Below are 26,100 nucleotides of genomic sequence, written 5' to 3'. Positions count from 1 at the left end.
AACCTCTTACTGTTTGTGCGATTTCCCCAAGGCTTTTGCCACCAGTTGTTCATAGAGTTCGGCGTAGGGTTCGACCGCCTTGCACCAGTTGAACGGCGCGGCCATCGCCCGGCACCGCATGGCATTGAGCAGTTCGGGGAACGCGAAAACCTTGAATGCGCGGCTCAGGGCCTCCTGGTAACTCTCCACCGTGGATTCATCGAACAGGAAACCGGTCACGCCGTTTTCAATGGTGTCGGCAAGGCCACCGGTGTTGCGTGCCACCGGCAACGAACCGAAGCGCTGGGCATACATCTGGCTCAGGCCGCAAGGTTCATAGCGCGAAGGCATCAGCAGGAAATCACTGCCGGCAAACATCCGCCGGGCATCGGTTTCGTTGAAGCCGATGCGCACGCCGATCTGCCCCGGAAAGCGCAGGGCCAGTTCGCGCATGGCTTGTTCTTCCTCCGGTTCGCCACGACCGATGATCGCAATCTGGCCGCCGGATTTGACGATGTACTCGGATACCGCTTCAGTCAGGTCCAGGCCTTTCTGGTAGACCAGTCGCGAGACCACGGCGAACAGCGGACCTTCAGAATCATCCAGGCCAAACAGTTGGCGGACATGGGCGGCGTTGACCGCTTTACCTTCCCACTCGCCGATGCTGAACGGGCAGAACAGGTGCGAATCGGTGGCGGCGTCCCAGCTCTCGTCGATGCCGTTGGGGATGCCGCTGAGCAGGCCTTGTTGGGTCTTGGCGGCGAGAAAACCGTCGAGGCCACAGCCGAAAGCCGGGGTGGTGATTTCCTGGGCATAGGTCGCGCTGACCGTGGTGATGTGGCTCGAATAAGCCATCCCGGCCTTGAGGAACGACATCTTGCCGTAAAACTCCATGCCTTCCTGTTGCAGCGCGTGATGGGGTATGCCCAGTTCTGGGCACGATCCCAGGCTGGTCACGCCCTGGTAGGCGAGGTTATGGATGGTGAACAGCGTCGGGGTGCGCTGCCCACGCCAGTGCATGTAGGCAGGCGCCAGACCGGCCGGCCAGTCATGGGCGTGCACCAGGTCCGGGCACCAGTGAATTTGCGCGAGGTTGGCGGCGATATCGGCGGCCGCCAGACCCAGGCGGGCGAAGCGAATGTGGTTGTCCGGCCAGTCGCGACCGTTGTTGGCGCCGTAGGGCGAGCCTTCGCGCTCGTAGAGTTCAGGGCAGATCAACACATAAATGACCAGGCCATCGGGCATGTCCATGCGCCCGATCTTGCAGGGTGGCAGTGCGGCATGCCCACCCAGTTCGCCGATGATGTGGATCGGGTTTTCGCTGTGCAGCACTTGCGGGTAACCGGGGATCAACACCCGCACATCGTGCAGATGGGCCATGGCCCGTGGCAGCGCCGCAGAGACGTCGCCCAGGCCGCCGGTCTTCACCAGGTCGGCAATTTCCGAAGTGACGAACAACACTTTTTTCTTGTTCGGATTCTGGCTGGCCACGGGGGCGAGCGTCTTGGTGCCGGGAATGCTGATCGATTGGGCAGTAGGAGCACTCACGGTGCTGGATTCGCCGACATGCTGATGAGCACGTTCTCCCTGAACATCTAAAGCCGTACTTATCATATGAATCTCCCGTGTTGTTGATCTAATTCTTAGCTCTGGCAAACGGTCTTTCAGGGCCACTTCCTGTGGACTGGCGCAAAAGCGCTGCACATCAGTGAGCAAGCGCTGCCCAAATGCGCTGAAGCAGAATGGGTGAATCGACTATTGCAAGGATTGCACCAGTCGCAACGCACCTACCTTTCAGTCGACCGATCACGGTGGGCGAAAGTTTCGCCTTTTTTTCCACTTTGTGACCGGCCGGTTTCGACCCGAGAAAGTGAGCCTAGACCAGAACTTAGAGCGGTAAAGCCCGAATGGCAAAATTGTTCGACAATCGGTTTAAAGAGGTACGGACGTGCCGGATTGCGGAGCGAACGCACCGACGAAGTGCAGGTTTTTTTGAAAAATTGGAAAGAAATGAAGCAGAACTGTCACAACGATGTGCGTGGGCGAACAGTTGCTTTGCACCATTGCGGTGCGGGATTCTGAAGGTGTGTTGTCTGGACTGGTCTCATCGCGAGCAGGCTCGCTTCCACTGTTGAGCTGCTGAAAATCCCTGTGGGAATTAGCCTGCTAGCGATGAATGATGATGCGGTATCAGCTCAATACACGAATCGGTTCACCGGCGGACCAAGCCTTGATGTCCTCAATCATCTGCGAAAAGAACAAATGATAATTTTGCTGGCTGACATACCCGACATGCGGTGTGGCCAGCACATTCTCCAGCGTCCGGAACGGATGATGCGGTGGCAACGGCTCGACTTCGAAAACATCCAGTGCCGCGCCGGCCAGACGTTGTTTCTGCAAGGCCTTGATCAACGCGGCTTCATCGACGATCGGCCCGCGTGCGGTGTTGACCAGCAGCGCGGTGGGCTTCATCCAGCTCAAGGCCTCGGCGTCCACCAAACCACGGGAGCGGTCGCTGAGGACCAGATGGACGGATAACACGTCAGCCTGTTCGAACAGTTCTTGTTTACTGACGTAGGTCACGCCGACTTGCCCGGCCCGCTCGGCGGTGAGGTTTTCACTCCAGGCGATCACGCGCATGCCGAACACCTGGCCGAATTGCGCAACTCGCTGGCCGATGCTGCCCAAACCGAGGATGGCCAGAGTCTTGCCATGCAGATCGCCACCCAGGCCTTGTTGCCATTGACCTGCGCGCAGGGCATTGGCTTCGGCCACGAGGTTGCGGGTCGCGGCCATGATCAGCGCCCACGTCAATTCCGGTGCCGCGTGTTTGTAGCTGTCGGTGCCGCACACCTGAATGCCCAGCGCTTTTGCCGCGCTCAAGTCGAGGGCGAAGTTGCGCATGCCCCCGGTCACCAACAACTTGAGTTTCGGCAAGCGCGCCAGCAGCTCTGCGTCGAATCGGGTGCGCTCACGCATCACGCAAATCACTTCAAAGTCGCCAAGGCGTTGCGCCAGTGCTTCATTGTCGGCCGGGTAATCGTGGATGAAACTCACTTGGCCAATGTCTTCCAGCAGCGACCAGTCGACCACGTTTCGGGCGACATCCTGCCAATCGTCAATCACTGCAATCTGCACCGCCATCAGCCTTACCTCATTCACGCACGGGGTTGGTTTTGTTCAGCCAGTCAAGCAACGCCTGGTGAAACTGCGCCGGTTCTTCCATCTGCGGGGCGTGGCCCATGCCGGGGAATTCGACCAGTGTCGACTGGGGAATCAGTTTTGCCACTTGTTTGCCAAGAACGTCGTAGTGACCGATTTTCGCCTTGACCTCGGGCGAGGCGATATCACTGCCGATGGCCGTGGTGTCGGACGTGCCGATCAGCAACAGGGTCGGCATCTTCAGGTGCTGGAATTCGTAGTACACCGGTTGGGTGAAGATCATGTCGTAGATCAGCGCCGAGTTCCATGCGACCTGTGTATGCCCCGTGCCTTTGTTGAGGCCGGCGAGCATGTCCACCCAACGATCGAATTCCGGCTTCCAGCGCCCGCCGTAATAGGTGTTGCGCTCGTAATTGCGGATGCCTTCAGCATTGAGTTTCAGCTCGCGCTCGTACCATTGATCCACCGAACGATACGGCACGCCGAGGGCTTTCCAGTCTTCCAGGCCGATCGGGTTGACCAGTGCCAATTGTTCGACCTGTTCGGGATATTGCAGGGCATAGCGGGTGGCGAGCATGCCGCCGGTAGAGTGGCCGAGCAGGGTGGCCTTCTGGATGCCGAGCGCCTTGAGCAATTGTTGAGTGTTACTCGCCAGTTGCTGGAACGTGTACTGATAGTGATCAGGCTTGCTGGAGGTGCAGAAACCGATCTGGTCCGGAGCGATAACCCGGTAACCGGCGTCGCTCAGCGCTTTGATCGAGGTTTCCCAGGTTGCACCGCAGAAATTCTTGCCGTGCATCAACACCACGCTGCGGCCGTTGGCCTTGCCATGGGCGGCGACGTCCATGTAACCCATTTGCAGGGCTTTGCCCTGGGACTGGAAGGCGAAATGCTTGACCGTGTAGGGGTACTCGAAACCTTGCAGCTCGGGACCGTATGCCGGACCTTCGGCGTGCGCGATAACAGGCAGGGCGGCGGTCAGCAGCAGGCCAGGCAGCCAGCGGGGAAGGGTGAAGGGCATAGAGAACTCCATTGGAAATCCGCCGATGCTGGATCGGCTTGATTAGGGCGACATTAAACAGGCAATCGCCACAACGGTTGGTTCAACCCATCCAGCCCAAAGTGGCCAAGGCCAGTACGCCATATCGGGCGCCCTTGGCCACGGTAACGATCAGCAGGAAACGCCCCAGCGGTTCACGCATCACGCCGGCGACCAGGGTCAGCGGGTCGCCGATCACAGGCAGCCAGCTGAGTAGCAGCGACCAATGACCATAGCGTTGATAGTGAATCCGGGCTTTTTCCAGATGGTCCGGGCTGACCGGAAACCAGCGTCGGTCACGGAAGCGCTCGATGGCTCGCCCCAGCCACCAGTTCACCAGTGAGCCGAGGACATTGCCCAGCGTCGCCACGGCCAGCAGCGACCACAGCCAGTATTTGTCGCTGAGCAGCAGCCCGACGAGCACTGCTTCGGATTGCAGAGGCAACAATGTCGCGGCGCCAAATGCCGCGAGAAACAAGCCGATGTAGGCGCCGAAAATCAATGGGCAGGGTAGTCCGCCACGACCACGTCAGTGCCGTCCTTCTTCAGGCCGATCACTTGGTAGGCATCGCTCATGCCGTCCATTTCCATGCCCGGCGAGCCCATGGGCATGCCCGGAGCGGCCACACCCAGCAGGTCATCGCGTTTGCTCAGGGCCAGCACTTGATCGGCAGGTACATGGCCTTCGACGAATTTGCCGTTGATCAAACCGGTATGGCACGACGCCAGCCGCGGTGGCACGCCGTGTTGTTGCTTGAATTCGCTCATGTTGGCTTCGACATGGTCCTCGACCTTGAAGCCGTTGGCCTCCAGGTGAGTGATCCATTTTTTGCAACAACCGCAATTGGCGTCGCGGTGAACTTCGATCGGGATCAGGTCGGCGGCCTGGGCCAGGGAGGAAATGAACAGGGCGCTCAAGGCAGCCAGACGCAGAGGGGTTCGCATGTCGGAATGGGTCTCGGATTGCAGGCGAAAAAACGCATTCTGACCGGTTTTTCCGGGCAGGCATTCACGGTGTGTTTCAAATTGCTACAGCGCTGCGCAGCCCTATGATCATAGATCAAGGCTGTCAGGCAGATGAGGGGAGCATTACAAGTTTGTCAGGTCTGAAGCAGCAGGCTTCGCCCGCTGCTTCAGAGTGATCGCTGCAGCAGTCAGCGATTTATCGATGCGGGTAGTATCCGGGTCCACCACGATCATCGTAATGACGGTCATGGTGCCAGCCGCCGTGGGGGAAAACGATGCAGCCGCTCAGGGACAGCAGGGCCAGCAGGGGAATCAGCAGTGTGATTCGACGCAACATTTGTAACTCCTCATGGTTATCGCCGCAGTGAAGCCAAAACTCTTCATCGGCTGTAACATGAGACCCCGTTTGCAGTGGTCCATCCCCGAAATACGGTAGGGGCTTGGCATGCATTCGGATACAAAGCGGATACATTTATTCAGATTCAGGAACTGCCAATGACCCAGTCGCAACGTTTGAAATATTCGATTCTGATCGCCCTGGCGGTACTCGGGATCATGTTTGGCCTGTCGTATTTGCAGAATACCGGCGTCATCAGCGAAAAACAGTTCCAGTACATCGCCATCGGCGTAGCGGTGGTCGTGGTGGTAATCAACGGCGTGATACGTCGCAAGGTCAAGCCCTGAGCCCTGAGCCCTGAGCCCTGAGCCCTGACGCTCAGGCGCTTGCCCCGCAATTGGTCAGTGGTGGTGCAGAACGGCCGCGGCCCGCGGGTCCAGGCTGTAGCTTTTGTCGGCGTTGAGCACGATCACGCCTTCGCTGCATAGACGCTTCAACACTTCGCGCACACTCAGGAAGGACAGGGGAATATCCAGTTCCAGCAAATGAGTGTGTACACCACGCACACCCAGGCTGCGGTCGTTTTCAGCGGCCGTCAGCAGGGCATCGATGACTTTCAGACGAATCAGACTGGTTCGCAGGCCAAAGCTTTTAAGCAGGAAGCGAATCCGCTCGTTGCCGTGAAGTTCGGTGGGCTGCTCGTATACACCGACTCCAAGGGCGGTGCCCTTTGGCGCTTTGCTACCGTCCGTTGGCAGTTGCGAGTTGTACATGGCAAAACTCCTTTTCAGAGCCTGATCGGAAAAATGGGCGCTCTTACATAACAAGACGTATGAGCGACGCAAATCATGAAGATTTAAATGTAGAAATTTTGTCGTCATTGCGTCATTGGTCTGTCAGACGTCGCTGCTCCGCGCTCCAATCTCCTAAATTTTCATCGTTTGCTTCGTCCCTAGAAGGATGCGCAGTGCGTGGTTTGTACGCAGAACTGTGACCATCGTTTTTCGATCAGGAGCGAGTGTGATTATTTCCAGCCAGTTAACCAGGTTGAGCCTGGCAGGTATGTTTCTGGGGCTGAGTCTTGCGGCGAACGCGCGCAGCCAGCCTGAGCAGGCCAGTGCCGATATCCGCCGGACCAGTTTCGGCGTGCCGCACATTCGTGCCGAGAACGAGCGCGGGCTCGGTTACGGAATCGGCTATGCCTACGCTCAGGATAACCTGTGTTTGTTGGCTAATGAGATCGCCACGGTGAACGGTCAACGCTCACGGTTTTTCGGCCCGGATCAACTGACGGTCGAAGAGCGTCAGAACCAACTCAGCGATCTGTTTTTCACCTGGTTGAACACGCCGCAAGCCGTTGCCGGGTTCTGGCAGGCACAAATCCCTGAAGTGCGTGAGCGGGTGGAAGGCTATGTGGCCGGTTACAACCGCGCGCTGGCGGAACGTCGTGAACAGGGTCTGCCGCAACAGTGCCAGGGCGACTGGGTGCGTGAAATCACCGCAATGGATCTGGTCAAATTGACTCGCCGTCTGTTGGTAGAAGGTGGCGTCGGGCAGTTTGCCGAGGCGTTGGCGGGTGCTACGCCGCCGGCCGCTGTCGCCGCAAGCATCGGCAAGCAGACGGCGTTCCAGGTGGCGGACATGCGCATGCAGCGTTTTGCCCTGGACCGCGGCAGCAATGCCGTGGCGGTGGGCAGTGACCGCTCCTTCAACGGCCGCGGCATGTTGCTGGCCAATCCGCATTTTCCGTGGGTCGGCGGCATGCGTTTTTATCAGATGCACCTGACCATTCCCGGCAAACTGGATGTGATGGGCGCCGCGTTGCCGGGCCTGCCGATGATCAACATCGGTTTCAACCAGCACCTGGCCTGGACCCACACCGTGGACTCGTCCAAGCATTTCACCCTGTACCGCCTGCAACTGGACCCCAAGGATCCAACCCGTTACCTGCTCGACGGCAAGTCCTTGCCGATGGACAAGCAAACGCTGACGGTCGACGTGAAGCAGCCGGACGGTTCGGTGAAAGCGGTTTCCCATGATGTGTACAGCTCGCAATTCGGCCCGATCGTGCAGTGGCCCGGCAAACTGGACTGGGACAACCAGTTTGCCTACAGCCTGCGCGACGCCAACCTTGATAACGACCGCGTCCTGCAACAGTGGTACGCGATGAATCGCGCCAAAAATCTCAAGGATTTCCAGGACAGCGTCCACAAAATCCAGGGCATCCCGTGGGTCAACACGCTGGCGGCGGACGACAAAGGGCAAACGCTATACATGAACCTGTCGGTGGTGCCGAACGTGAGTGCCGAGAAACTGGCTCAGTGCAGCGATCCACGGATCGGCTTGCAGATGATCGTCCTCGATGGCTCCAACAGCGCCTGCGCGTGGGACATCGACCCGCAAGCCGCGCAGAAGGGCATTTATGCGGCGGATAAACTGCCGCAATTGTTGCGCAAGGATTTTGTGCAGCACTCCAACGATTCGGCGTGGATGGCCAACCCGGCGCAACCGTTGACCGGCTTCTCGCCATTGATCAGCCAGGACAGTCAGCCATTGGGCCTGCGCTCGCGTTTCGCCCTGGATCGCCTGAACACCTTGGCCAAGGCCGGCCCGCTGGGAGCGGCGGATCTGCAACACATGGTGATGGACGATCAGGTGTATCAGGCCGCGCAAGTCATGCCGGATCTGCTGCAATTCTGCGCGGACGGTTTGGGCGGCGATGCAAAAACACTGGCACCGCTGTGCGCCAGTCTCAAGGCTTGGGACCGGAAGGCGAATCTCGACAGTGGGCTGGGCTTCGTGCATTTCCAGAATGTCATGGAACCTCTGGAACAAGCCCCGGATGTGTGGCGTGTGGCGTTCGATCCGAAAGACCCGCAACACACGCCGCGCGGCCTGGCGGTCGACCGACCGGAAGTGGCGCAGGCGCTGCGTCAGGCAATGCTCGCGTCGGTGGAGCAGGTCAATGCTTCAGGGCTGAAAAAAGACAGCCGCTGGGGTGACATCCAGGTGGTCAGCAGCGGTGGACAGCAAACGCCGATTCACGGTGGGCCGGGGACTTTGGGCGTCTACAACGCAATCCAGAGCGTGCCGAGAACCGACGGCAAGCGTGAAGTGGTCAGCGGCACCAGTTATCTGCAAGTCGTGACCTTCGATGACAAGGGACCGCAGGCCAAAGGGCTGCTGGCGTTCTCGCTGTCCAGTGACCCGGCCTCGAAATACTCGCGGGACCAGACGCTGGCGTTTTCGAAGAAACAATTGAGTGTGTTGCCCTTTACCGAGCAGCAGATCAAGTCCGATCCGCAATACCAGAACCTGACGATCCGCGAACAGGACGAGAAGGCCGCGAAGGTTGCGGCGCAATAATGTGATGAGTGTTTGAGAGACAGAAGAAGGCCGCACCCCACAAGGGTTGCGGCCTTATTAGCTTTTTGGAGGTTTTTGCGGAATGGAGTTGAGGACCGGGTTGCCCTCTTCGTTGCGGGTCAGGTAAACCGGCAGCACCTTGGGAAGGTTCGTCACCAGGGTGTTGAGTTCCTTGATGTTGTAGATGCCGCCGATACGGATCGCACCGGTGCTGTTGTCGGCCACCATCAACGGCGTTGCCAGGTAACGATTGATCAACGGCAGCGCCTCGCTCAGCGCCAGATCGTCCAGCACCAGTTTGCCATTGAGCCAGGCCAGTGAGTTGTCGTTGTCGTAGGTCTGGCGGATCCGCGGAATGTAGTCGCCACGGCCGTAGCTTGCCTGCATCGATGGACCGAGCCTCAAGCCGTCCCCCGGCAAATCATCATTGCTGCTGACCAGCACCGAACCTTCGATCAGGTTCACTTTCACCTGGTCTTCGTACATCCAGACGTTGAATTTGGTCCCAGTGACGCGAATCTTGCCTTCGGCAGCCTTGACCACGAACGGGTGGCTGGTGTCGTGGGTGACGCTGAAGAAAGCTTCGCCTTTTTTCAGGGTGATCCGACGTTGGTCCTTGTAGTTGCTGTAGGTCAGTTCCGTGCCCAGGTTCAACTCGACCTTGCTGCCGTCATTCAACGTGACTTGACGCACATTATTGGTCGTTTCGAAATGCTGGTACGAATTGGGCAGCCAGCCGAGGTTCCAGCCGCTATAGGCCGCCAGCGGCAACGCCAATGCACACACGGCAGCGGCCATGCCGAAGGTGCGCCATGGCGTCTGGTGTTTTGCCGGCACCATTGGCACGGCGATAGGCTCGGGACGAGGCAGATCCCCCGCAACATCCCAGATTTCGAGCATCGCCTGGTATTCGAACGCGTGAAGCGGGTCAGCAGCCAGCCACTGCTCGAAGGCCACACGCTCCTGCGCGCTGCAGTCATCGGCGTGCAGACGCATGCACCAGTGCGCTGCGGCATCGGTGATGGCGTCGTATTCGTCTTGGGAGAGAGAGTGGTCGGTCATTGACTCATCCTGATTTCCGCCATTCTAACCTTGAGGGGCCGTCGCCGAGAACATCGGTCATGGCAATTACCCATCAAAGTGTATTTATTTTTGCGTGCTGTCGAGAAACACGCCAACGGGCAGCAGTATTCACAGTCAGCGTGAAAATTTGATCAAAAAGTTCTCTATTTGCCTTATAGCTGCGCAGAACAGCGGTTCTGCGCATTTTCGAGGCTCCATCAGACGTGTTGACCGGACTCCACCGGAACGGGGTCCAGTTGCCGGCCCATTTGACCGATCAAAAAGGCAATCGAGTCGGCATTGCGCAAGATGACGTCAATCCGCGCGTCCGCTTTGAGTGGATCGAAAAAAGCCGTGCGCGCCCCGGCCATTGTGGTGCAGCCGGTAATTTTGAGGATCGCCTTGCCCACGTGCTCGGTGCTGACAATGCTGTCCAGGCCGACCCAGGCTTGCGCAGCGCCACTCCAGCGGGCGAAGAGTTCCGTTGGCGGTGTTGCCAGTGACAGTGCCTCGCGCTGAAACACCTGTTGAGTATTTTTCATGGCCGCGCCATAGGCGGTCGTGGGTGCAACGAGGTCGGTGAAAGGGCGACGTGCTTCCAGTGACGCAATGTCCAGGGAATCTGAATAAAGGTGGGAAAACTCGTGAATCAAGGTGGACGCCTGGCTGTGGGCGTCGACATCGAAAGGCTCGGTCAGGCACGACTTGTACCACTCGAGTTGCTGATCGAAAAACTTCTCGGTGAAATGCACGACCTTGCGCGCATCCTTGTCCACTACGAAGGCAATCATGTTGGCGTTCGGGAATCGATTGGAACCGATGACAAAACGCTCGGTGTTCATGAAGTCCTCATTCGGGTCCACCAGGGCGTTGCAGACGGGAACAATGGCTTTTTTGATTTTTTCGATCAGTTGCGCGCTAACGTCGGGCACATCAAAGAATGCTTTGAGGAAGGTATTGAGCCGTGTGCCCGGTACAAGCGGCCGGGGTTTCGCCAGATTGTGCAGGCTGTTGAACGCATAAAAACGTGCCATGTCGATGGCCCGCACGATCTGACGCGCCCTTTCCGGTTGCAAAAGGCGAATGGCAGCCATGCCCCGTGCTTCAATGTTCAGCGCCCGGTTGACTTCCTGGTCGGCGGCATACTGATTATGCATCTTCGATAAGGCCTTGCCGAAGTGCACGGTATGCGTATCAAGGTCCATCACCTGTTGCCCGCCTGGCGCCATCAGCAAGGAAGGTCCTGTCTTGCCGGCATTGTTCAGTTGCAAGACCGCGCCGGGTTTGTCGACGCGGTAGACTTTTCCGGCGACAGCCGCGAATCGATGTTGACTGAGCGGGTCGAGAAAAGTGCCTTCGTCAGGCTGGCGGGTCAGATCTTTCAAGGCAACGTTCGGGGCTTCGAACGGTTGTTGCAGCGTGCGGATCGGCGCGGTCGGCTGGATTTTCGCCCAGCGCGGGTCTTTCACTACCCTCGCCACAGGTGCGGTTTCGGCAGACACCGACGAAGCTTCAATCGACCCTTCCAGCGACAGCCGCCCCATCGAGATGAGTTGCACGGCACCGGCGATAAATTCCTCTAGTGCGCGTTTCCAGTGGTGATCCTGCAGGTCCTCGGCGGAGGCCTCGGCGTCTTTGAAGCTTTGCCACAGAAACTGCGCGTAGGCCAGTTTGCCCGGTATTACGCCTGCAATCCGTTTGATTCCGGAACTGAACACGTTGGCAACTGTGCTCCAGTCCGACTGGAGCGACGTCGACGACAGACTGCCCAGTAGGTGCTCCAGCAGCTTTGAGTTGTCGCTGAACAATCGGGTCAACAGGTTGCCGTCGATGGGGTTGGAGGCAAGGGTGATCTCGATCGATTGATCGACGGTGGGCTGGAGCAAGTGGCGGAACACCGATTGTTGATTTTTGGGCAGACGGCGAATCACCAGATCCTGCAACGGACCCGGGGCATGGACCGCGGCGAGCAGGCGGGTCTCGCTGTCGAACTCGGTGAAAAGCGATCTTGTGTGATAAGGCGCATAGAGGATCTGTGGGCCTTTATGTCCGGCCCGCGGGCCGATCAGGTAAAGGCCCAGTGCGTTGACGGCCGTTGCGCCTGCAGTCTTGATCAGCGCCAACGGACGCATGATGGCGTGGGCGCCTTGCACCGCCGCCCGGGCAATGTCGTCGGGCATGTCCAGGACTTGTTGGATCAAGTCGAATGCCGCCGCGGACAGTCGTTGTTGAAGGTGCAGGGCGTGGGCATGCTGCATCAGCTGCCAGGGCAACTGCCGAATGAAGCGCAAGCACCGGTCCTTGGCCTCATCGCTATCCTCTGAAAGGCGGTCGACTATTTTTTTTGCGAATCCGGCCTGGATATCCAGTGACGACAAGAGCTGTCGGACAGCGTTTTGATCGAGGCTCGCCGGAAGGGCGGCAGTGGTTTTCGAACGGATGCTGAACCCCGAACCCTCGGTAATGCCGGCAGGATTCAGCGCGAGCTCGGTCAGGCTCAGCGATGGCCCCGCCAAGGCCGGATCGGGGACTATTTCGATGTCGTCCGGCCCGGTAGCGGCTCCGGGGAAGCGGCTACGAAGCAAGGTCAGCAGCGTATCGTGAACGTACGCCGGCAAGGTTGGCAGGCCGCTGAGATAGTCTTTGTCTTCGCTGACGTTATTGAGGTACTGCTGCAGTAGTTCGAGGTGCAACTGCTGTGCTTCTACCGGTGCCATGCCTAGCCAGGCCGGCAAGGCGTGTTGGCGGGCGACGGCTTGCGACAGCTGCATGGCTCTGCGCAAATTACTGTCGATGGGGGTTTGCGCCAGTTTGTTTAACGCGCTGTGTTTTTGCGCCGCAGTGAGTGCTAGCGAACGCACGTATTCGCAGCCAGCCAGAAAATGCTCGATGGCTGATTGCGTCAGATTGCGCAAAACATTGCCTTCAATCAGTCGCAATGAACTCAATGAATAGCGTTGGTGAAACTGTCGCTGTGCAGGAATGAGGTTTTCCAGCAACTGCAGGCGTTTTCGAGGGTTTTGCAAGCGCCGCACCAGTTCCTGCCTTGCGTTGTCAACGCCACTGAAAACCTCCAGCCCCGTTGCCGGGGTCCATAGCAGGGCTCGCCCCGAATGCTGGACGTCCAGGCCTCCGCGCTCAGTCAACAGGAAGCAATTGGCTAGCGGCAGGACACTAGCCTGACCGGAACACGCCAGGATCAACGAGTAGGCGTCGGGTCGGAACCCGTTGAGGGCGCTTCGATTGTCGCGTTCCGGTTGGTCAGGGTTGAACACGGTGTCGACAATCGCCCGGTCTGCGTCGCGCAACGTCGAGCCGAGTACCCGCAGACGCGCCTCTCCCTGCACACCGACGGCAAGCGCATGAGCCAGGCGTGATTTCATGTTTTCCAGATAGACCTTTTGCAGTGCCAGCGTGGTCAAGGGCTGTGCAGCAAATTCAGTGCTGATCAGCGACTCGACGTCGCTGAAAGTCTTGACGAACGCCGCTGCGGTATCAGCAAGAACCATGGATGGGGTTTGCCTGCCGGACAGCACGGGCCGGGTACTCCAGCGTCCGCCAGCCTGCAGCTCCAGCAACCGCTCGTTGATCATGGAACGTATATCCAGCGCCTTGTCGAACAAGGCATGGATATCTACGGCGTCATCGCTGAAACGCAACAGCTGAAGCACGTATTCCAGGTTTTGTTGTTGTTTGACGATGATCGCTTCAAACAGGGTTTTGAAGATCGACCCTGAAATCACTTCCCCGGTGACATGGGGTTGGTGGAAAGCGATAAAGCGGTTGCGCTCGTCCAGGCTCAGCAGGCCGTAGAGTTCGTCTTCGTGACCGGCCGCGCTGAATTTGCTGCGCAAAGTGTCTTTCAAGTCCTGGTAGTCCTTGAGCACCTGTAGCCCGTGGGTGGGGGTGTAGAGACAGGCATTGACGTGGCTGATCATCAGCGAGCCCGCCAGTTCTACATTGTTGGCTGGGTGTTCCCACAGGCGCACGGTCTCCAGGGTTGGGCTACGAGCAACACCGGAAGCCGGTTCAATCAGTGTGTGCAGGACCGAGCTCTGTTCGGGAGTGATGATCTCAGCCTCACGTTTGAGCAGAAGCTCTGCTCGTGCCTGTTCACGAATGGCCCTGGCGAAGAATTCCCGGCGTGACGCACCGTCGGCGCTGGCCGCGCTCCAGAAGTGCTCCAGTTGCGCCGACAGCAAACTGAACAACTTTGCAGAAGCGGATTTGACTGCGCCGTCCCAGCGTTGCTGATCGGTACTTGCTGCGGTTTTTTGCGGGTGGGAAAACTCGACGTGCTGACCGGCCGGCCATTGCTGATCGCGGTAATACGACAGAGCCGCAGCGCTCAATGACAGGGAGTTGACCCAGTGTCGAACGGGTTTGTCTATTGGGTCGGCAGTGGAAGATGCGTAAAAATTGACTTGGGTCCGACGTTGGTCGAGCCCTGGAAACGCAGGTGCCAGTAACTCGCCAAGTACTGTGTCGAGCAGCGAAGTGAGGGACGGTAGCGCAATCAGTTCGTCGATCATTGCCTGGTCGTCCAGGCTCCGGTTACTGCCGATGGCGGCGCTCTGGTCTTCGAATACATCGCCATCGATCGTCTGATAGATCACCTTGATGCGGGTGGCTGCCGCCAGCATCTTGCGCCGGGCGAGGGACATGAAGGCGAGCAGGCTGTCGTCCTCGGATGCGTCGCTCAGTCGCTGTACCCACTGTTCGGTCAAGGCAGCGCGGCTGTAATACTTCTGGATACCGCCGTAGGGGGTGTAGACAATCACCCCGTCAGTTTCCGGAGAGGGGCTCAGCACGAAACTGCCCGCCAGGGGCACCGGTTCCTCGTCGGCAGTGCCGAGTAGAATTCTTTCGGCGAGCATCGGTGGCGACTGTTGATTGCGCAGGGTCTGGGTGGCCAGTTCAATGTGCTGGAACCATTCAAAATCCTTTCGCGTCAACCCGTGGGTTTTGCCCAGTTCAGCCCAAAGGCCGGGGGACTGCAGGGCTTCGGGGAAAAACAGTGGTGCAGGGGATTGAGGCATTGTCGAGTCTCGAGCAAGGCACGGCGCAGAGTGCCAATGGATGGAGCATCGAGACTAAAAGTCGGGGCCAAGGCATGGGCGGTAGATAGTTAACGCACGGCAAGCCCATGTTCGTGCAAACAGGTGCCATCGAAGGGTTGACAGCGCACTCGCCGCGCGTTGTTAATCGGCGGTCTACATACGCTGTTGCCCCCTCCAATAATTAGTCTGGAGCTTCAGATGTCTGCGCCACACGATCATGTGTCTACTGCTGTCTCGCAAAACCTGTCCCTGGCTGAATTGACGGCATTGCTTGAGAAGATCTTCCTGCGTCACGGCACTTCGGCCGATGTCGCTCGGGTGCTGGCACAAAACTGCGCCGGCGCCGAACGCGACGGTGCGCACAGTCACGGGGTGTTTCGCATTCCCGGTTATGTTTCGACCCTGAAGAGCGGTTGGGTGAACGGCAAGGCTGTTCCGGTGATTGAGGACGTGGCCTCCGGCTTCGTTCGGGTCGATGCCGACAACGGTTTCGCGCAACCGGCGCTTGCCGCCGCGCGGGCATTGTTGGTGGAAAAGGCCCGCAGCGCCGGCATTGCGGTCCTGGCGATCCGCAATTCGCACCATTTCGCCGCGTTGTGGCCGGACGTCGAGCCCTTTGCCTATGAAGGGCTGGTGGCGCTCAGTGTGGTCAACAGCATGACTTGTGTTGTACCCCACGGTGCCGATCGGCCGTTGTTCGGCACCAACCCCATTGCCTTTGCCGCGCCGCGTGCCGACGGCGAGCCGATTGTGTTCGATCTGGCCACCAGCGCCATTGCCCATGGCGATGTGCAGATTGCCGCGCGCAAGGGTGAGCGGTTGCCACCGGGCATGGGCGTCGACGGCCTCGGTCAGCCGACCCAGGACCCGAAAGCGATTCTGGAAGGCGGCGCGTTGTTGCCGTTTGGCGGGCACAAGGGCTCGGCGCTGTCGATGATGGTGGAGCTGTTGGCCGCAGCGTTGACTGGAGGCAATTTTTCTTTCGAGTTCGACTGGAAGAATCATCCGGGCGCGAAGACACCGTGGACCGGCCAGTTGCTGATTGTGATCGATCCGGGCAAAGCCGCCGGGCAGAGCTTTGCCGAGCGCAGCCAGGAGTTGGTGCGGCAGATGCACGGCGTGGGGCTCAAGCGATTGCCGGGTGATCGACGTCATTCTCAACGTACCAAGTCGCAAGCCAATGGCATTGCGCTGGATGAGGCGACGCTGGCGAATTTGCGGGAGTTGGCGGGCGGCTGACACAACACCTGTGGGAACGGGCAAGCCCGCTCCCACAGGTTTTTCATTAAGCGCTGGTAACGTTTAGCGTCGAGCCAACAACAAACCGACCACCAGACCAAAACCGGCGGAAACCGCCACGGTTTGCCATGGATGACCGCCGATGTAGGTTTCGGTGGCTTCGACCGCAGGCAGGGTTCGGTCACGCACGCTGGTTACCGAGTCCCGGGCCTGCTGGAGTTTCTGGGCGATTTGTCCACGGAGTGTCTCGGCTTCCTCACCGACCAGTGAAGCGCTGCTTTTCAGCAGTTTTTCCGACTCTTCTATCAGGGATTGAAGTTCGCTGAAGGCCAGATCCTTGATTTGATCTTCGGCGGCTTGGGCGGCGGTTTTCCGGGCCATTGAAGTACTCCTTGCAGGTAAGTGGACAGTGAACAATGGAGTGCGCAGCGATTGAAAAAGTTGCAGCGACTTAACGTTCTGGCGCAATCCCGAAGAAATCCAGCGCAGGACGTTTCGTCCTACAGTGTAAGATGTCGCCTATTTCACGCAGCAGGAAATTCCCATGAGCTTCAATCTGGCCGACAAACCCCTTGCCGAGCGCGCTGCGCTTGAAGATGAAAAATCCCGACTGTTCGAACTCTGGCAAAACAACCTGGGCAAAGCCAAGGGCGAAGCTGCACGGTTGTTCGGCGAGCGGGCCAAACGCAAGGGCAAATGGGCCGAGTGGGTCCGCACCGAGCTGGACGGCATGTCGCCGCCCGAGTTCTCGAACATGGTGCGCAGTGAAGTCAATCGCCTGATGGCCGCCAACAAGTAACGCCTAGGCAAAACTCGCGACAATGGCCTCACGCACTTTCAACACCACCGGATCGAGTTGAGTACTGGTGCGCCAGCCCAGTTCGATCGGGTAGCGCGGCAATGCCAAAGGGCAGGGCAGCAGCGCCAAGCCACTGAACGCCGCGATGCTGCTGGCGGCATGGGCCGGAATGGTCGCCACTGCCTGACTGCCCTTGAGCAGATGCGGCAATGCTGCGAAATGCGTGGTCGAGGCACAAACCCGCCGACTCAACCCCAACGCCGCCAGGCCCTCGTCGGTAATGCCGATAAAGCCTCCTGACGACACCAAAATATGTTCGCGGGTTACAAATTCTTCAAGGCTGATGCTTTGTTGACCGGCGGCCAGGCTGAGCGGGTCGACCAGACACGCGTAACTCCCTTCCCCCAACACCTGACGACTGAGCAGGCGTTCGGCAAAGCCGCCGGCGGTAATCGCCAGGTCGATGCTGCGCTCCATCAGCGCCTGGGCGACGATCTGGCTGTGGGTCTGGCGAAAGATCAGGCGCAGATTGGGCGCGCTGCGGGCGACCTCCTCGATCAAACGCCGGCCGTAGGCAATCTCGAAATCATCCGACATGCCTACCGTCACGGAGCGCCCGTCGTAATGGCTGGCGCCGGGATCGACCATGGCCAGGCTCTGCCGGCATTTGTTCAGTGCGTCGCTGACCACCGGTTTGAGTTGATTGGCCTTGAGCGTCGGCGCGAGGCCGCGACCCGTGCGTACAAACAATTGATCGCCATACACCTCACGCAACCGACGCAACGCTGCGCTGACTGCCGATTGTGTGACCCCGAGGCGCAGGGCTGCGCGGCTGGCACTGGATTCCTCATGGAGCGCTTCGAAGACTTTCAGCAGGTTGAGATCGATGTCGGCGATATTCATCAGGTTCATATCATTCAGCAGTAAATGGGGCTTTATTCATGATCCCTTGACGCCGGAGAATCAGCAACACCTGATGCAAACGGAGTTACTGCGATGCCCAAGTCAATTGTTGCCGCACTGCAAATCGGCGCCTTGCCCGGTGGCAAGGTCGAGACGCTGGAACAGATCCTGTCGTATGAAAGCGCGATCATCGAATCCGCTGCCGCACTGGTGGTGATGCCTGAGGCGTTGCTCGGTGGTTATCCGAAAGGTGAGGGGTTCGGCACGCAATTGGGTTATCGGCTGCCGGAAGGACGCGAGGCCTTTGCCCGCTATTTCGAAAATGCCATCGACGTGCCAGGTGCCGAAACCGAGGCGTTGGCGGGGCTCTCGGCACGGACCGGCGCCAACCTGGTGATCGGCGTCATTGAGCGGTCCGGCAGTACGTTGTACTGCACCGCGTTGTATTTCGATCCGCAGGCCGGTCTGGTGGGCAAGCACCGCAAACTGATGCCGACCGGTACTGAGCGGCTGATTTGGGGCAAGGGTGATGGTTCCACCTTGCCGGTGATCGACAGCCAGGTCGGGCGGATCGGCGCAGTGGTGTGCTGGGAAAACATGATGCCGCTGCTGCGCACGGCGATGTACGCCAAAGGCGTAGAAGTATGGTGCGCGCCGACGGTGGACGAGCGCGAGATGTGGCAGGTGAGCATGCGTCACATCGCCCACGAGGGACGCTGCTTTGTGGTCAGCGCCTGTCAGGTTCAGGACTCGCCGCAGGCTTTGGGTATCGAGGTTGCCAACTGGCCAGCAGATCGGCCGTTGATTGCCGGTGGCAGTGTAATTGTCGGGCCGATGGGCGATGTCCTGGCCGGTCCGCTGCGTGGAGGTCCAGGTTTACTGACCGCTGAAATTGACACCGATGACCTGATTCGTGCCCGTTACGACTACGACGTGGTCGGGCACTATGCACGGCCGGATGTGTTCGAGTTGACGGTGGATGAGCGGGCCAGGCCGGGCGTAAGGTTCACTTCATAACCCTGGGGGAGCTAGCCTGCTAGCGATGGCGTGTCAGCCAGCTTCTACGGCAACTGACACACCGTTATCGCTGGCAGGCTAGCTCCCACATTGGTTTTTCAGTGCTGCTGGAGCCACTCTTCACGGGTGATTTCCCAGATTTCTTTCGGGAATCTGCCACCGACGAAGTTATCTTCTCCGGTACCGATCAAGCGCATGCCGGTGCGTTCGGAAAGTCTGCGCGAGCCAATGTTCGGCGCCGCTTTCGGCACGCGCAGCACATCACCACCGAGGGTTTCGAACCAGTATCGGGTGACAGCTTCGCTGGCCTCCGTCATCAAACCCTGACCTTGCCATTGCGGGCCGAGCCAGAAACCACGGTTGTTGTCCTGCTCGGTCATCAGGCTGACATTGCCGATCAACTGGTCGGGCGCTGTTTTCAGTCGAATCGACCAATGCCATTCCTCGCCACGGGCAATCGCTGGCAGGGCAATTTCGCGCAGATAAGTCAACGCGCCGTCAGCGGGATAGGGCCATGGCACGAAAGCGTTCAGATAGCGCACCACTTCCCAATGCGGGAACTGTTGTTGAATGGCCTCGGCATCGGCCAGTTCCAGCGGGCGCAGGATCAGGCGTTCGGTGTACAGCGTGGGTATGGCGTCCATGTTTTTTTGCAGCGCCTTGAATCAGTCTTACCGGTTGCCGGTGGTGGGTCCCGGCAGGCTGAGCTTGCCACTATCGACGAATCGCATTGTGCCGAACAAGCCTGCGGCGAGTTTGCCACGCAGGACGTAGGGCATGTTGTTCAGGGTTTGCACCTGGCTCAGGCCGAAGGTCTGGCGCAGCACCGAGAACGCCGACACGCTGACCGGCACCGTCAACACCGTTTCGGAGAAGCGCGCAATCGAGCCTGATTCATCGCTGACCCCGGAGGCGAAGGGTTGGCCGTTGATGTCCAGGTCCAGGGACACACCGTTGAAGCTGATCGAGCTTTCATTGGGGTTCTGCACGCGAATCTTCACGGCAAAGCGGATTTCCATGTCCTGGCTTTGCAGGGGCTCAATGCCGACCACGTTGATGTTCAGCGGATCGCGATTCGGCAACAATGCGCAGGCACTCAGCGCGAGCAACAGGAGGGAAAGGACAACGGCGTGGATGCTGCGCATGAACGTGCTCTCACCAGTAAAAAGGGCTGAACCGCCAGCGGCTCGGCCCTTGAGCGTTTGTCTAGCGGTTCAACTGTGCGACAACCGCAGGCCTGGCGGGTTCACCCTTGGCCGGGATATCCGGGTTTTCCATGACCTGCAAAATCGACGCTTCAGGATCGAAGTCGTCTTCTTCCAACTCGATGAATTCTTCCGGCAGGAAGATGTTCAGCACAATCGCACACAACGCGCCCACAGTGATCGGCGATTCGAAAATGTTGTGCAACGCCTTCGGCAGTTCACGCAAGACTTCCGGAACAACGGCAACGCCCAGGCCCATACCGAGGGAAATCGCCACGATCAGCATGTTGCGCCGATGCAGACCGGCTTCGGCGAGGATCTTGATTCCGGCCACGGCCACGGTGCCGAACATCACCAACTCGGCGCCACCGAGCACCGGTTTCGGCATCAGTTGCAGCACCGCGCCAATCATCGGGAACAGCCCCAACACCACCAACAAACCGCCGATGAAAAACGCCACGTAACGACTGGCCACACCGGTCAACTGAATCACGCCGTTGTTCTGGGCGAAGGTGACCATTGGCATGCTGTTGAACACCGCCGCCATCGCCGAGTTGAGGCCGTCGGCGAGCAATCCGGATTTGATCCGGCGGATGTAGATCGGGCCTTTGACCGGTTGCCGGGAAATCATCGAGTTGGCGGTCAGGTCGCCGGCGGCTTCCAGTGGCGACACCAGGAAAATCACCGCCACCGGCACGAACGCTACCCAATCGAAGGAGAAACCGTATTTGAACGGTACCGGCACGCTCATCAGCGGCACGGCGGGCAGGCTGGCGAAGTCGACGTGGCCCAGCAGCCAGGCGACGACGTAGCCGAGGGTCAGGCCGATGACAATCGCTCCCAGGCGCAGGAACGGCACGTCCACCCGATTCAATACCACGATGGTCCCCAGTACCAATGCCGCCAGCCCCAGGTGACTGGCCGCGCCCAGGTCAGGAGCGCCGAAGCCACCGGCGATGTCGGTCATCGCGACTTTGATCAGCGACAAGCCCATCAACGTGATGATGGTGCCGGTCACCACCGGGGTGATCAGCATGCGCAGTTTGCCGATGAACTGGCTTAACACCACTTCGATGAACGCGGCGAAAAAGCACACGCCGAAGATCGTCGAGAGGATTGCATCGGTGTCGCCACCCCGGGCCTTGACCATGAAGCCGGCACTGAGGATCACACTGATGAACGAGAAACTGGTGCCTTGCAGGCACAGCAATCCTGAACCGACAGGACCGAAGCGCCGCGCCTGAACGAAGGTGCCCAGTCCCGAGACGAACAGCGCCATGCTGATCAGATACGGAATTTCGCTTTGCAGGCCCAGGGCGCTGCCCATGATCAACGTCGGCGTGATGATGCCGACGAAACTGGCGAGTACGTGTTGCAGGGCGGCGAACACGGTAGCCGTCAGGTGAGGGCGGTCGTTGAGGCCATAGATCAGGTCGTTGTGGCGCGAGGTTTTTTCAGGGGAAGTCATGGTGGTATGCGTGCCGGGAGGCGGGGCCGGGTCAGAAAAAGGAGGCGCAGGATGCCAGAACGATCCGGCCACGGCAAAAGAACAGATCTCTAGATTTTCAGGTAAAGGCTGCGAGCAAATCCTCTGCAAACGCCTTCTGCGCATCACCCGGCACCAACGCCCGATGCCTGGCCAAATGAAACGCCACCTCGAAACTCATGCCCTGGCGGCGCACCACCCGTAACAAACCTTTGTCTTCCCAGCTACGGGCAAAGTGGCTGGGCAGGTAGCCGATGTGTTTGCCGGACAGAATGAAGGCGAGAGTGCCTTCGACCTGTTCGGCCCGCGCCGAGCACAGCTTGCCCTGGAAAGGCTCGTCGCTGCGCAGAAAGCGGTAAGGGTGATCGACCCGGTCGCAGGCTTGCAACGCTTGGTCATCCGGTGCCTCATTGGTGAACAACGGATGGCCGGCGGCGCAGTACAGGTGCTGGGTTTCAGTGAACAGTTCGCGGTAGTCAAAGGCGTTCTGGATCTGCGAGAAGTAACCGATCGCCAGGTCCAGCCGCTGTTGCAGCAGCAAACGCTCCATCTCGCCGGGCATCGCACTCATCAACTCGATGCGCACCGATTCGTCGCGCTCACGAAAGCGCCCGATCGCCTCGGCCACTCGCTGCAGCACCGATTGGTCCAGCGCTTCGGACAAACCCAAACGCACCTCGCCGATCAGGCGCCCGGCCACGCCGTTGGATTGATGACGGAATGCTTCGATGGACTCGAACAGGTTGCGAGTGGCGTTGAGCAGTTGCTCACCCTTGGGCGTGACGTTGAAACCTCCTTTACCACGGCTGCACAGCCGATAGCCGAGGCGGGTTTCCAGTTTGGCCATCTGCTGGCTGATGCTCGACTGGCTCAGGCCCAGTTCACCTTGCGCCGCACTGAAGCCGCCGCACTCCACCACACTGACAAACAGGCGCAACAGTTGCAGGTCCACATCGTGGAGTTGACCGAGCATCAAACATTACTCCTGAGTAATGTCAGGTTAATAAAGGTGATATTTCACCAATGTATCCGACGATGCATCCTGCAACCACTCTTCCGGTCAGGTGATCGTCATGGCTCCCGTATTCAAGTTGTGTCTACCCGCGTTGTTCCTTGCCATGGCCGCTGCACAGGCTGAGGACAAGGTCGTCAATCTCTACAGTTGGGCCGATTACGTCGCCCCGGAAACCTTGCAGCGGTTCGAGCAGGAAACCGGCATTCACGTGCGCTATGACACCTTCGACGCGCCGGAAGTGCTGGAAACCAAGCTGCTGACCGGTGGCAGCGGCTATGACGTGGTGGTGCCATCGTCCAGCGTTCTGGCCCGTGGCCTAGCGGCGGGTGCGTTGAAAGCCATTCCCCATGAAGGTCTCAAGGGCTACGTCAACCTTGACCCGGATCTGCTGGAAAAACTCGCGGCCGTCGACCCCGGCAATCAATATGGCGTGCCCTACACCTGGGGCACGCTGGGGCTGGGGATGAATGTCGAAGCGGTGCAAAAACGCCTGCCGAACGTGCCGCTCAATAGCCTGGACCTGCTGTTCAAGCCGGAATACGCCAGCAAGCTCAAGGACTGCGGCATTGCGATCATCGACTCGCCGCAAGAGGTCATTGGCCTGGCGCTGCACTATCTGGGCAAGGATCCCTACAGCACCAGCAAGGATGATCTCGGAGCCGCGCAAGCGTTATTGCATCAATTGCAGCCGTCAGTGCTGTACGTCGCCAGCGGCCGGCAGATCAACGACCTGGCCAACGGCAGTGTCTGCCTGGCCTTGGCTTACAACGGTGATGCGAGCATGGCCGCCGATCAGGCGCGCAAGGCCAACAAACCCTACGAAATTGCCTACCGGATTCCCAAGGAAGGCACGCTCGTCTGGCAGGACAACCTGGCGATCCCCAAAGACGCGCCGCACCCCGAAGCCGCGCGCCAGTTCATCGAATTCATGTTGCGCCCCGAATCCGTCGCCGCGCTGACCAACACGCTGTTCTTCGCCACTGCCAACCAGGCCGCGACACCACTGGTGGATGAAGCGGTGCGCACTGACCCGGACATCTACCCGCCCGCCGACGTGCGTGACCGACTCTATGCCGACCGCAGCATGAGCCTCAAGGACATGCGCCAGCGCACCCGCGTGTGGACCACTTTCCGTAGCCGCCAATAACTAATAAGGAACCTTCAATGGACGTCCCAGCGCAGAACGACCAAGCCATCACCCGTGACAGCCTTTACGGAACCGCTGCCGAAAGTACCTATGCCGGCATCACCAGTTTCATGCGTCGTCGTTACAGCCGTGATTTGCGAGGCGTCGACGTAGCGGTCAGCGGCGTGCCGTTCGACACCGCCACCAGCAACCGCCCCGGCGCACGCTTTGGGCCACGGGGGATTCGCGCGGCGTCCACCGGGATTGCCTGGGAACGTCACTGGCCGTGGACGTTCGACCCGTTCGATCATCTGGCGGTGGTCGACTTCGGCGATTGCGACTTCGATTACGGTTCACCGCACTCGACTCCGGAATCCATAGAGGCCCACGCCGAGCACATCCTGGGTGCCGGCAGCGCGATGCTGACCTTCGGCGGCGATCACTTCATCACGTATCCGTTGCTCAAGGCTCACGCCCGCAAACATGGTCCGCTGTCGCTGATCCACTTCGACGCCCACAGCGACACCTGGCCGGACGAAGAGGGCAAGCGCATCGACCACGGCACCATGTTCTGGCACGCGGCCAAGGAAGGGCTGGTCGATCCGTCGCGCTCGGTGCAGATCGGTTTGCGTACCACCAACGATGATCATCAAGGCTTTGCGGTGCTGGATGCGCGGCAGGTGCATCGACGCGGGGTGGATGCGATTGTCGAGGCGATTCGGGCGCGGGTGGGGGATCACCCAGTGTACCTGACGTTCGATATCGACTGCCTCGACCCTGCCTTCGCGCCGGGCACCGGAACCCCGGTGTGTGGCGGTTTGAGCACGGTGCAGGCACTGGAAATCCTCGGCGGCTTGCGCGGGATCAATCTGGTGGGGATGGATGTAGTGGAAGTGGCGCCTGCGTATGACAGTGCGGACATCACGTCACTGGCGGCGGCGACGCTGGCGATGGAGATGCTTTGTCTGTATGCGGCAAAACATAAGGTCTATCGTTAACACACAAAACAATGTAGGAGCGAGCCTGCTCGCGATGACGGAGTGTCAGTCACGTCGATGGCGACTGATACACCGCGATCGCGAGCAGGCTCGCTCCTACAGTTTTGGTTTGTGTCAGGCCACCGGGACGATTGGCAAGTCCAGGGTTTCAGCACCACTGAACCGCGCGACCGAACCGGCAATGCTCTCATGCGGCACACCTTTGGCCACACCACTGACATCCTCCAGACGCACCAACTGTTCGGCACTCAACTGAACATTCAACGCGCCCAAGGTCGCATCCAGTTGTTCGCGGGTGCGTGAGCCGAGAATTGGAATCAGCGCAGTGGTCGAACGCTTGGCTTTTTCTCGCAGCCAGGCGATGGCTACGTGGGTCGGACTGGTCGACTGTTCCGCAGCAACGGCCAGCAGGGTGTCGAGCAGGGCGGTTTCGCGGGCGCTTTTTTCGGCGTGAACCAGCATGCCCAGTTTGGTCGCGCGGTTGTCGCCCTCGCTGTTGCGGTATTTGCCGGTGAGGAAACCACCCCCCAGCGGCGACCACAGGGTCGCGGCCAGCCCTAATGCTTCGGCCATCGGCAGTTGTTCGCGTTCGGCGGTGCGTTCGGCGAGGCTGTATTCGACCTGAATCGCCGCGATCGGCGCAAATCCACGCACCTCCGCCAGCAGGTCAGCCCGGGCGATGCGCCAGGCCGGGAAGTTCGACAGCCCGGCGTAATGGATCTTGCCGGCGCGAACCAGATCGTCGAAACCGCGCAGGATTTCTTCCATCGGCGTCACGCCATCGCTCATATGCGCCCAGAACAGATCGAGGTGATCGGTCTTCAGCCGCTTCAGGCTCTCTTCGACGGCGCGAACCATGTTCTTGCGGTTGTTGCCGGTGTGGGAAATGCCAGCGGCCGGAGTCGTGCCCAATGTGTATTTTGTGGCGATGACCAGACGATCGCGCTCGGCGGCAATGAATTCGCTGAGCATGGCTTCGGACTGGCCAGCCTGATAGCCGTTGGCGGTGTCGATGAAATTGCCCCCAGCCTCCAGGTAGCCGTCGAAAATGGCTTTGGCTTCGTCGCGTTCCGCACCATGGCCCCAACCGGTGCCGAAGTTGCCGGCGCCCAGTGCCAGTTCGGATACACGCAAGCCGGTTTTGCGGCCAAAAACCTTGTAATGCATGGGGAAGACTCCAGAAGGAAACGTAGATGTTTATTTAGATGACTGAAAACATCTATAAAATATGATGCCAGTCATTTAAGTCGTCAAGGCGCATTTTTCTGGAACGCCAAAACCGCGACCAGCGGGAGCATCGACTACTGCCAGTTTCTGACAGGGCGCTCTGCTAAGCTCCGA

Annotated in this window: 23 protein-coding genes; 7 read left to right on the top strand and 16 right to left on the bottom strand. The window is 59.3% G+C overall.

What is annotated here, in order from left to right:
* Positions 1 to 6 precede the first annotated feature (6 nt).
* The 6 genes from glgA to ACNYC6_RS01245 all read right to left on the bottom strand — a co-directional run bounded on the left by glgA (position 7) and on the right by ACNYC6_RS01245 (position 5,483).
* Entirely contained in the window at positions 7 to 1,593 is a 1,587-nt protein-coding gene (gene glgA, locus ACNYC6_RS01270; protein WP_419710711.1) for a glycogen synthase GlgA, read from the bottom strand.
* A 576-nt stretch (positions 1,594 to 2,169) separates the two neighbouring features.
* Positions 2,170 to 3,123, bottom strand: a complete 954-nt coding sequence (locus ACNYC6_RS01265) for a D-2-hydroxyacid dehydrogenase family protein (protein ID WP_419710710.1) — start codon at positions 3,121 to 3,123, stop codon at positions 2,170 to 2,172.
* 10 nt (positions 3,124 to 3,133) lie between these two features.
* On the bottom strand, positions 3,134 to 4,162 hold the full coding sequence (locus ACNYC6_RS01260; RefSeq protein WP_419710709.1) for an alpha/beta fold hydrolase: 1,029 nt from the start codon (positions 4,160 to 4,162) through the stop codon (positions 3,134 to 3,136).
* Positions 4,163 to 4,244: 82 nt separating this feature from the next.
* A complete protein-coding gene (locus ACNYC6_RS01255; protein WP_419713054.1) occupies positions 4,245 to 4,679 on the bottom strand; it encodes a YqaA family protein in 435 nt (144 codons plus the stop codon).
* Entirely contained in the window at positions 4,679 to 5,125 is a 447-nt protein-coding gene (locus tag ACNYC6_RS01250) for a DUF411 domain-containing protein (protein ID WP_338580733.1), read from the bottom strand. The genes ACNYC6_RS01255 and ACNYC6_RS01250 overlap by 1 nt, the downstream gene beginning before the upstream one ends.
* A gap of 217 nt (positions 5,126 to 5,342) precedes the next feature.
* Entirely contained in the window at positions 5,343 to 5,483 is a 141-nt protein-coding gene (locus ACNYC6_RS01245) for a hypothetical protein (protein ID WP_170948656.1), read from the bottom strand.
* A gap of 158 nt (positions 5,484 to 5,641) precedes the next feature.
* Between ACNYC6_RS01245 and ACNYC6_RS01240 the strand changes: the two genes are divergently transcribed.
* Positions 5,642 to 5,830 (top strand): hypothetical protein, encoded by a 189-nt coding sequence (locus ACNYC6_RS01240; protein ID WP_338580734.1) that lies wholly within the window; start codon positions 5,642 to 5,644, stop codon positions 5,828 to 5,830.
* A 54-nt stretch (positions 5,831 to 5,884) separates the two neighbouring features.
* Here ACNYC6_RS01240 and ACNYC6_RS01235 read toward each other — a convergent pair whose 3' ends face one another.
* Complete coding sequence (locus ACNYC6_RS01235) at positions 5,885 to 6,256, bottom strand: fe2+ zn2+ uptake regulation protein (protein ID WP_419710708.1); 372 nt, start codon at positions 6,254 to 6,256, stop codon at positions 5,885 to 5,887.
* A gap of 247 nt (positions 6,257 to 6,503) precedes the next feature.
* Here ACNYC6_RS01235 and ACNYC6_RS01230 point away from each other — a divergent pair, with 247 nt between their 5' ends.
* Complete coding sequence (locus ACNYC6_RS01230; RefSeq protein WP_419710707.1) at positions 6,504 to 8,849, top strand: acylase; 2,346 nt, start codon at positions 6,504 to 6,506, stop codon at positions 8,847 to 8,849.
* Positions 8,850 to 8,906: 57 nt separating this feature from the next.
* Here the strand turns inward: ACNYC6_RS01230 and ACNYC6_RS01225 are convergent, their stop codons facing one another.
* Complete coding sequence (locus tag ACNYC6_RS01225; RefSeq protein WP_419710706.1) at positions 8,907 to 9,911, bottom strand: FecR family protein; 1,005 nt, start codon at positions 9,909 to 9,911, stop codon at positions 8,907 to 8,909.
* A 218-nt stretch (positions 9,912 to 10,129) separates the two neighbouring features.
* Complete coding sequence (locus ACNYC6_RS01220; protein WP_419710705.1) at positions 10,130 to 14,950, bottom strand: dermonecrotic toxin domain-containing protein; 4,821 nt, start codon at positions 14,948 to 14,950, stop codon at positions 10,130 to 10,132.
* Between the two features lie 219 nt (positions 14,951 to 15,169).
* On the opposite strand from ACNYC6_RS01220, the gene ACNYC6_RS01215 reads away from it, so the two are divergent.
* On the top strand, positions 15,170 to 16,210 hold the full coding sequence (locus tag ACNYC6_RS01215) for an Ldh family oxidoreductase (RefSeq protein WP_419710704.1): 1,041 nt from the start codon (positions 15,170 to 15,172) through the stop codon (positions 16,208 to 16,210).
* A 63-nt stretch (positions 16,211 to 16,273) separates the two neighbouring features.
* Here ACNYC6_RS01215 and ACNYC6_RS01210 read toward each other — a convergent pair whose 3' ends face one another.
* Positions 16,274 to 16,591: a DUF883 family protein gene (locus tag ACNYC6_RS01210; protein ID WP_419710703.1), complete on the bottom strand. Its 318-nt coding sequence runs from the start codon at positions 16,589 to 16,591 to the stop codon at positions 16,274 to 16,276.
* Positions 16,592 to 16,754: 163 nt separating this feature from the next.
* On the opposite strand from ACNYC6_RS01210, the gene ACNYC6_RS01205 reads away from it, so the two are divergent.
* A complete protein-coding gene (locus ACNYC6_RS01205) occupies positions 16,755 to 17,009 on the top strand; it encodes a hypothetical protein (RefSeq protein WP_419710702.1) in 255 nt (84 codons plus the stop codon).
* Positions 17,010 to 17,012: 3 nt separating this feature from the next.
* On the opposite strand, the gene ACNYC6_RS01200 is transcribed toward ACNYC6_RS01205, so the two are convergent.
* The gene (locus tag ACNYC6_RS01200; RefSeq protein ID WP_419710701.1) at positions 17,013 to 17,921 is read right to left on the bottom strand and encodes a LysR family transcriptional regulator; all 909 of its coding nucleotides are present in this window, start codon (positions 17,919 to 17,921) and stop codon (positions 17,013 to 17,015) included.
* A gap of 84 nt (positions 17,922 to 18,005) precedes the next feature.
* Here ACNYC6_RS01200 and ACNYC6_RS01195 point away from each other — a divergent pair, with 84 nt between their 5' ends.
* Positions 18,006 to 18,929 carry a carbon-nitrogen hydrolase family protein gene (locus ACNYC6_RS01195; protein ID WP_419710700.1) on the top strand — a complete coding sequence of 308 codons (924 nt, stop codon included), beginning with the start codon at positions 18,006 to 18,008 and terminating at the stop codon, positions 18,927 to 18,929.
* A gap of 98 nt (positions 18,930 to 19,027) precedes the next feature.
* Here ACNYC6_RS01195 and ACNYC6_RS01190 read toward each other — a convergent pair whose 3' ends face one another.
* From ACNYC6_RS01190 to ACNYC6_RS01175, 4 genes are all read right to left on the bottom strand, one after another.
* Complete coding sequence (locus tag ACNYC6_RS01190; RefSeq protein ID WP_419710699.1) at positions 19,028 to 19,573, bottom strand: GNAT family N-acetyltransferase; 546 nt, start codon at positions 19,571 to 19,573, stop codon at positions 19,028 to 19,030.
* A 27-nt stretch (positions 19,574 to 19,600) separates the two neighbouring features.
* Positions 19,601 to 20,074 (bottom strand): LEA type 2 family protein, encoded by a 474-nt coding sequence (locus ACNYC6_RS01185; RefSeq protein ID WP_419710698.1) that lies wholly within the window; start codon positions 20,072 to 20,074, stop codon positions 19,601 to 19,603.
* Positions 20,075 to 20,135: 61 nt separating this feature from the next.
* Entirely contained in the window at positions 20,136 to 21,602 is a 1,467-nt protein-coding gene (locus tag ACNYC6_RS01180; protein WP_419710697.1) for a nucleobase:cation symporter-2 family protein, read from the bottom strand.
* Between the two features lie 97 nt (positions 21,603 to 21,699).
* Positions 21,700 to 22,593, bottom strand: coding sequence for a LysR family transcriptional regulator (locus tag ACNYC6_RS01175; RefSeq protein ID WP_419710696.1), 894 nt, complete (start codon positions 22,591 to 22,593; stop codon positions 21,700 to 21,702).
* 100 nt (positions 22,594 to 22,693) lie between these two features.
* Here ACNYC6_RS01175 and ACNYC6_RS01170 point away from each other — a divergent pair, with 100 nt between their 5' ends.
* A complete protein-coding gene (locus ACNYC6_RS01170; protein ID WP_419710695.1) occupies positions 22,694 to 23,782 on the top strand; it encodes a polyamine ABC transporter substrate-binding protein in 1,089 nt (362 codons plus the stop codon).
* Positions 23,783 to 23,799: 17 nt separating this feature from the next.
* Positions 23,800 to 24,759, top strand: a complete 960-nt coding sequence (speB, locus tag ACNYC6_RS01165) for an agmatinase (protein ID WP_419710694.1) — start codon at positions 23,800 to 23,802, stop codon at positions 24,757 to 24,759.
* A 114-nt stretch (positions 24,760 to 24,873) separates the two neighbouring features.
* Here the strand turns inward: speB and ACNYC6_RS01160 are convergent, their stop codons facing one another.
* Complete coding sequence (locus ACNYC6_RS01160) at positions 24,874 to 25,926, bottom strand: aldo/keto reductase (protein WP_419710693.1); 1,053 nt, start codon at positions 25,924 to 25,926, stop codon at positions 24,874 to 24,876.
* Positions 25,927 to 26,100: the final 174 nt, after the last annotated feature.

Origin of the sequence: Pseudomonas sp. NFX224, assembly GCF_048565165.1 — a bacterium.
Taxonomy (GTDB): domain Bacteria; phylum Pseudomonadota; class Gammaproteobacteria; order Pseudomonadales; family Pseudomonadaceae; genus Aquipseudomonas.
Note: the sequence above shows the minus strand (reverse complement) of the source record. Positions and strands in the feature narration are given on the sequence as shown.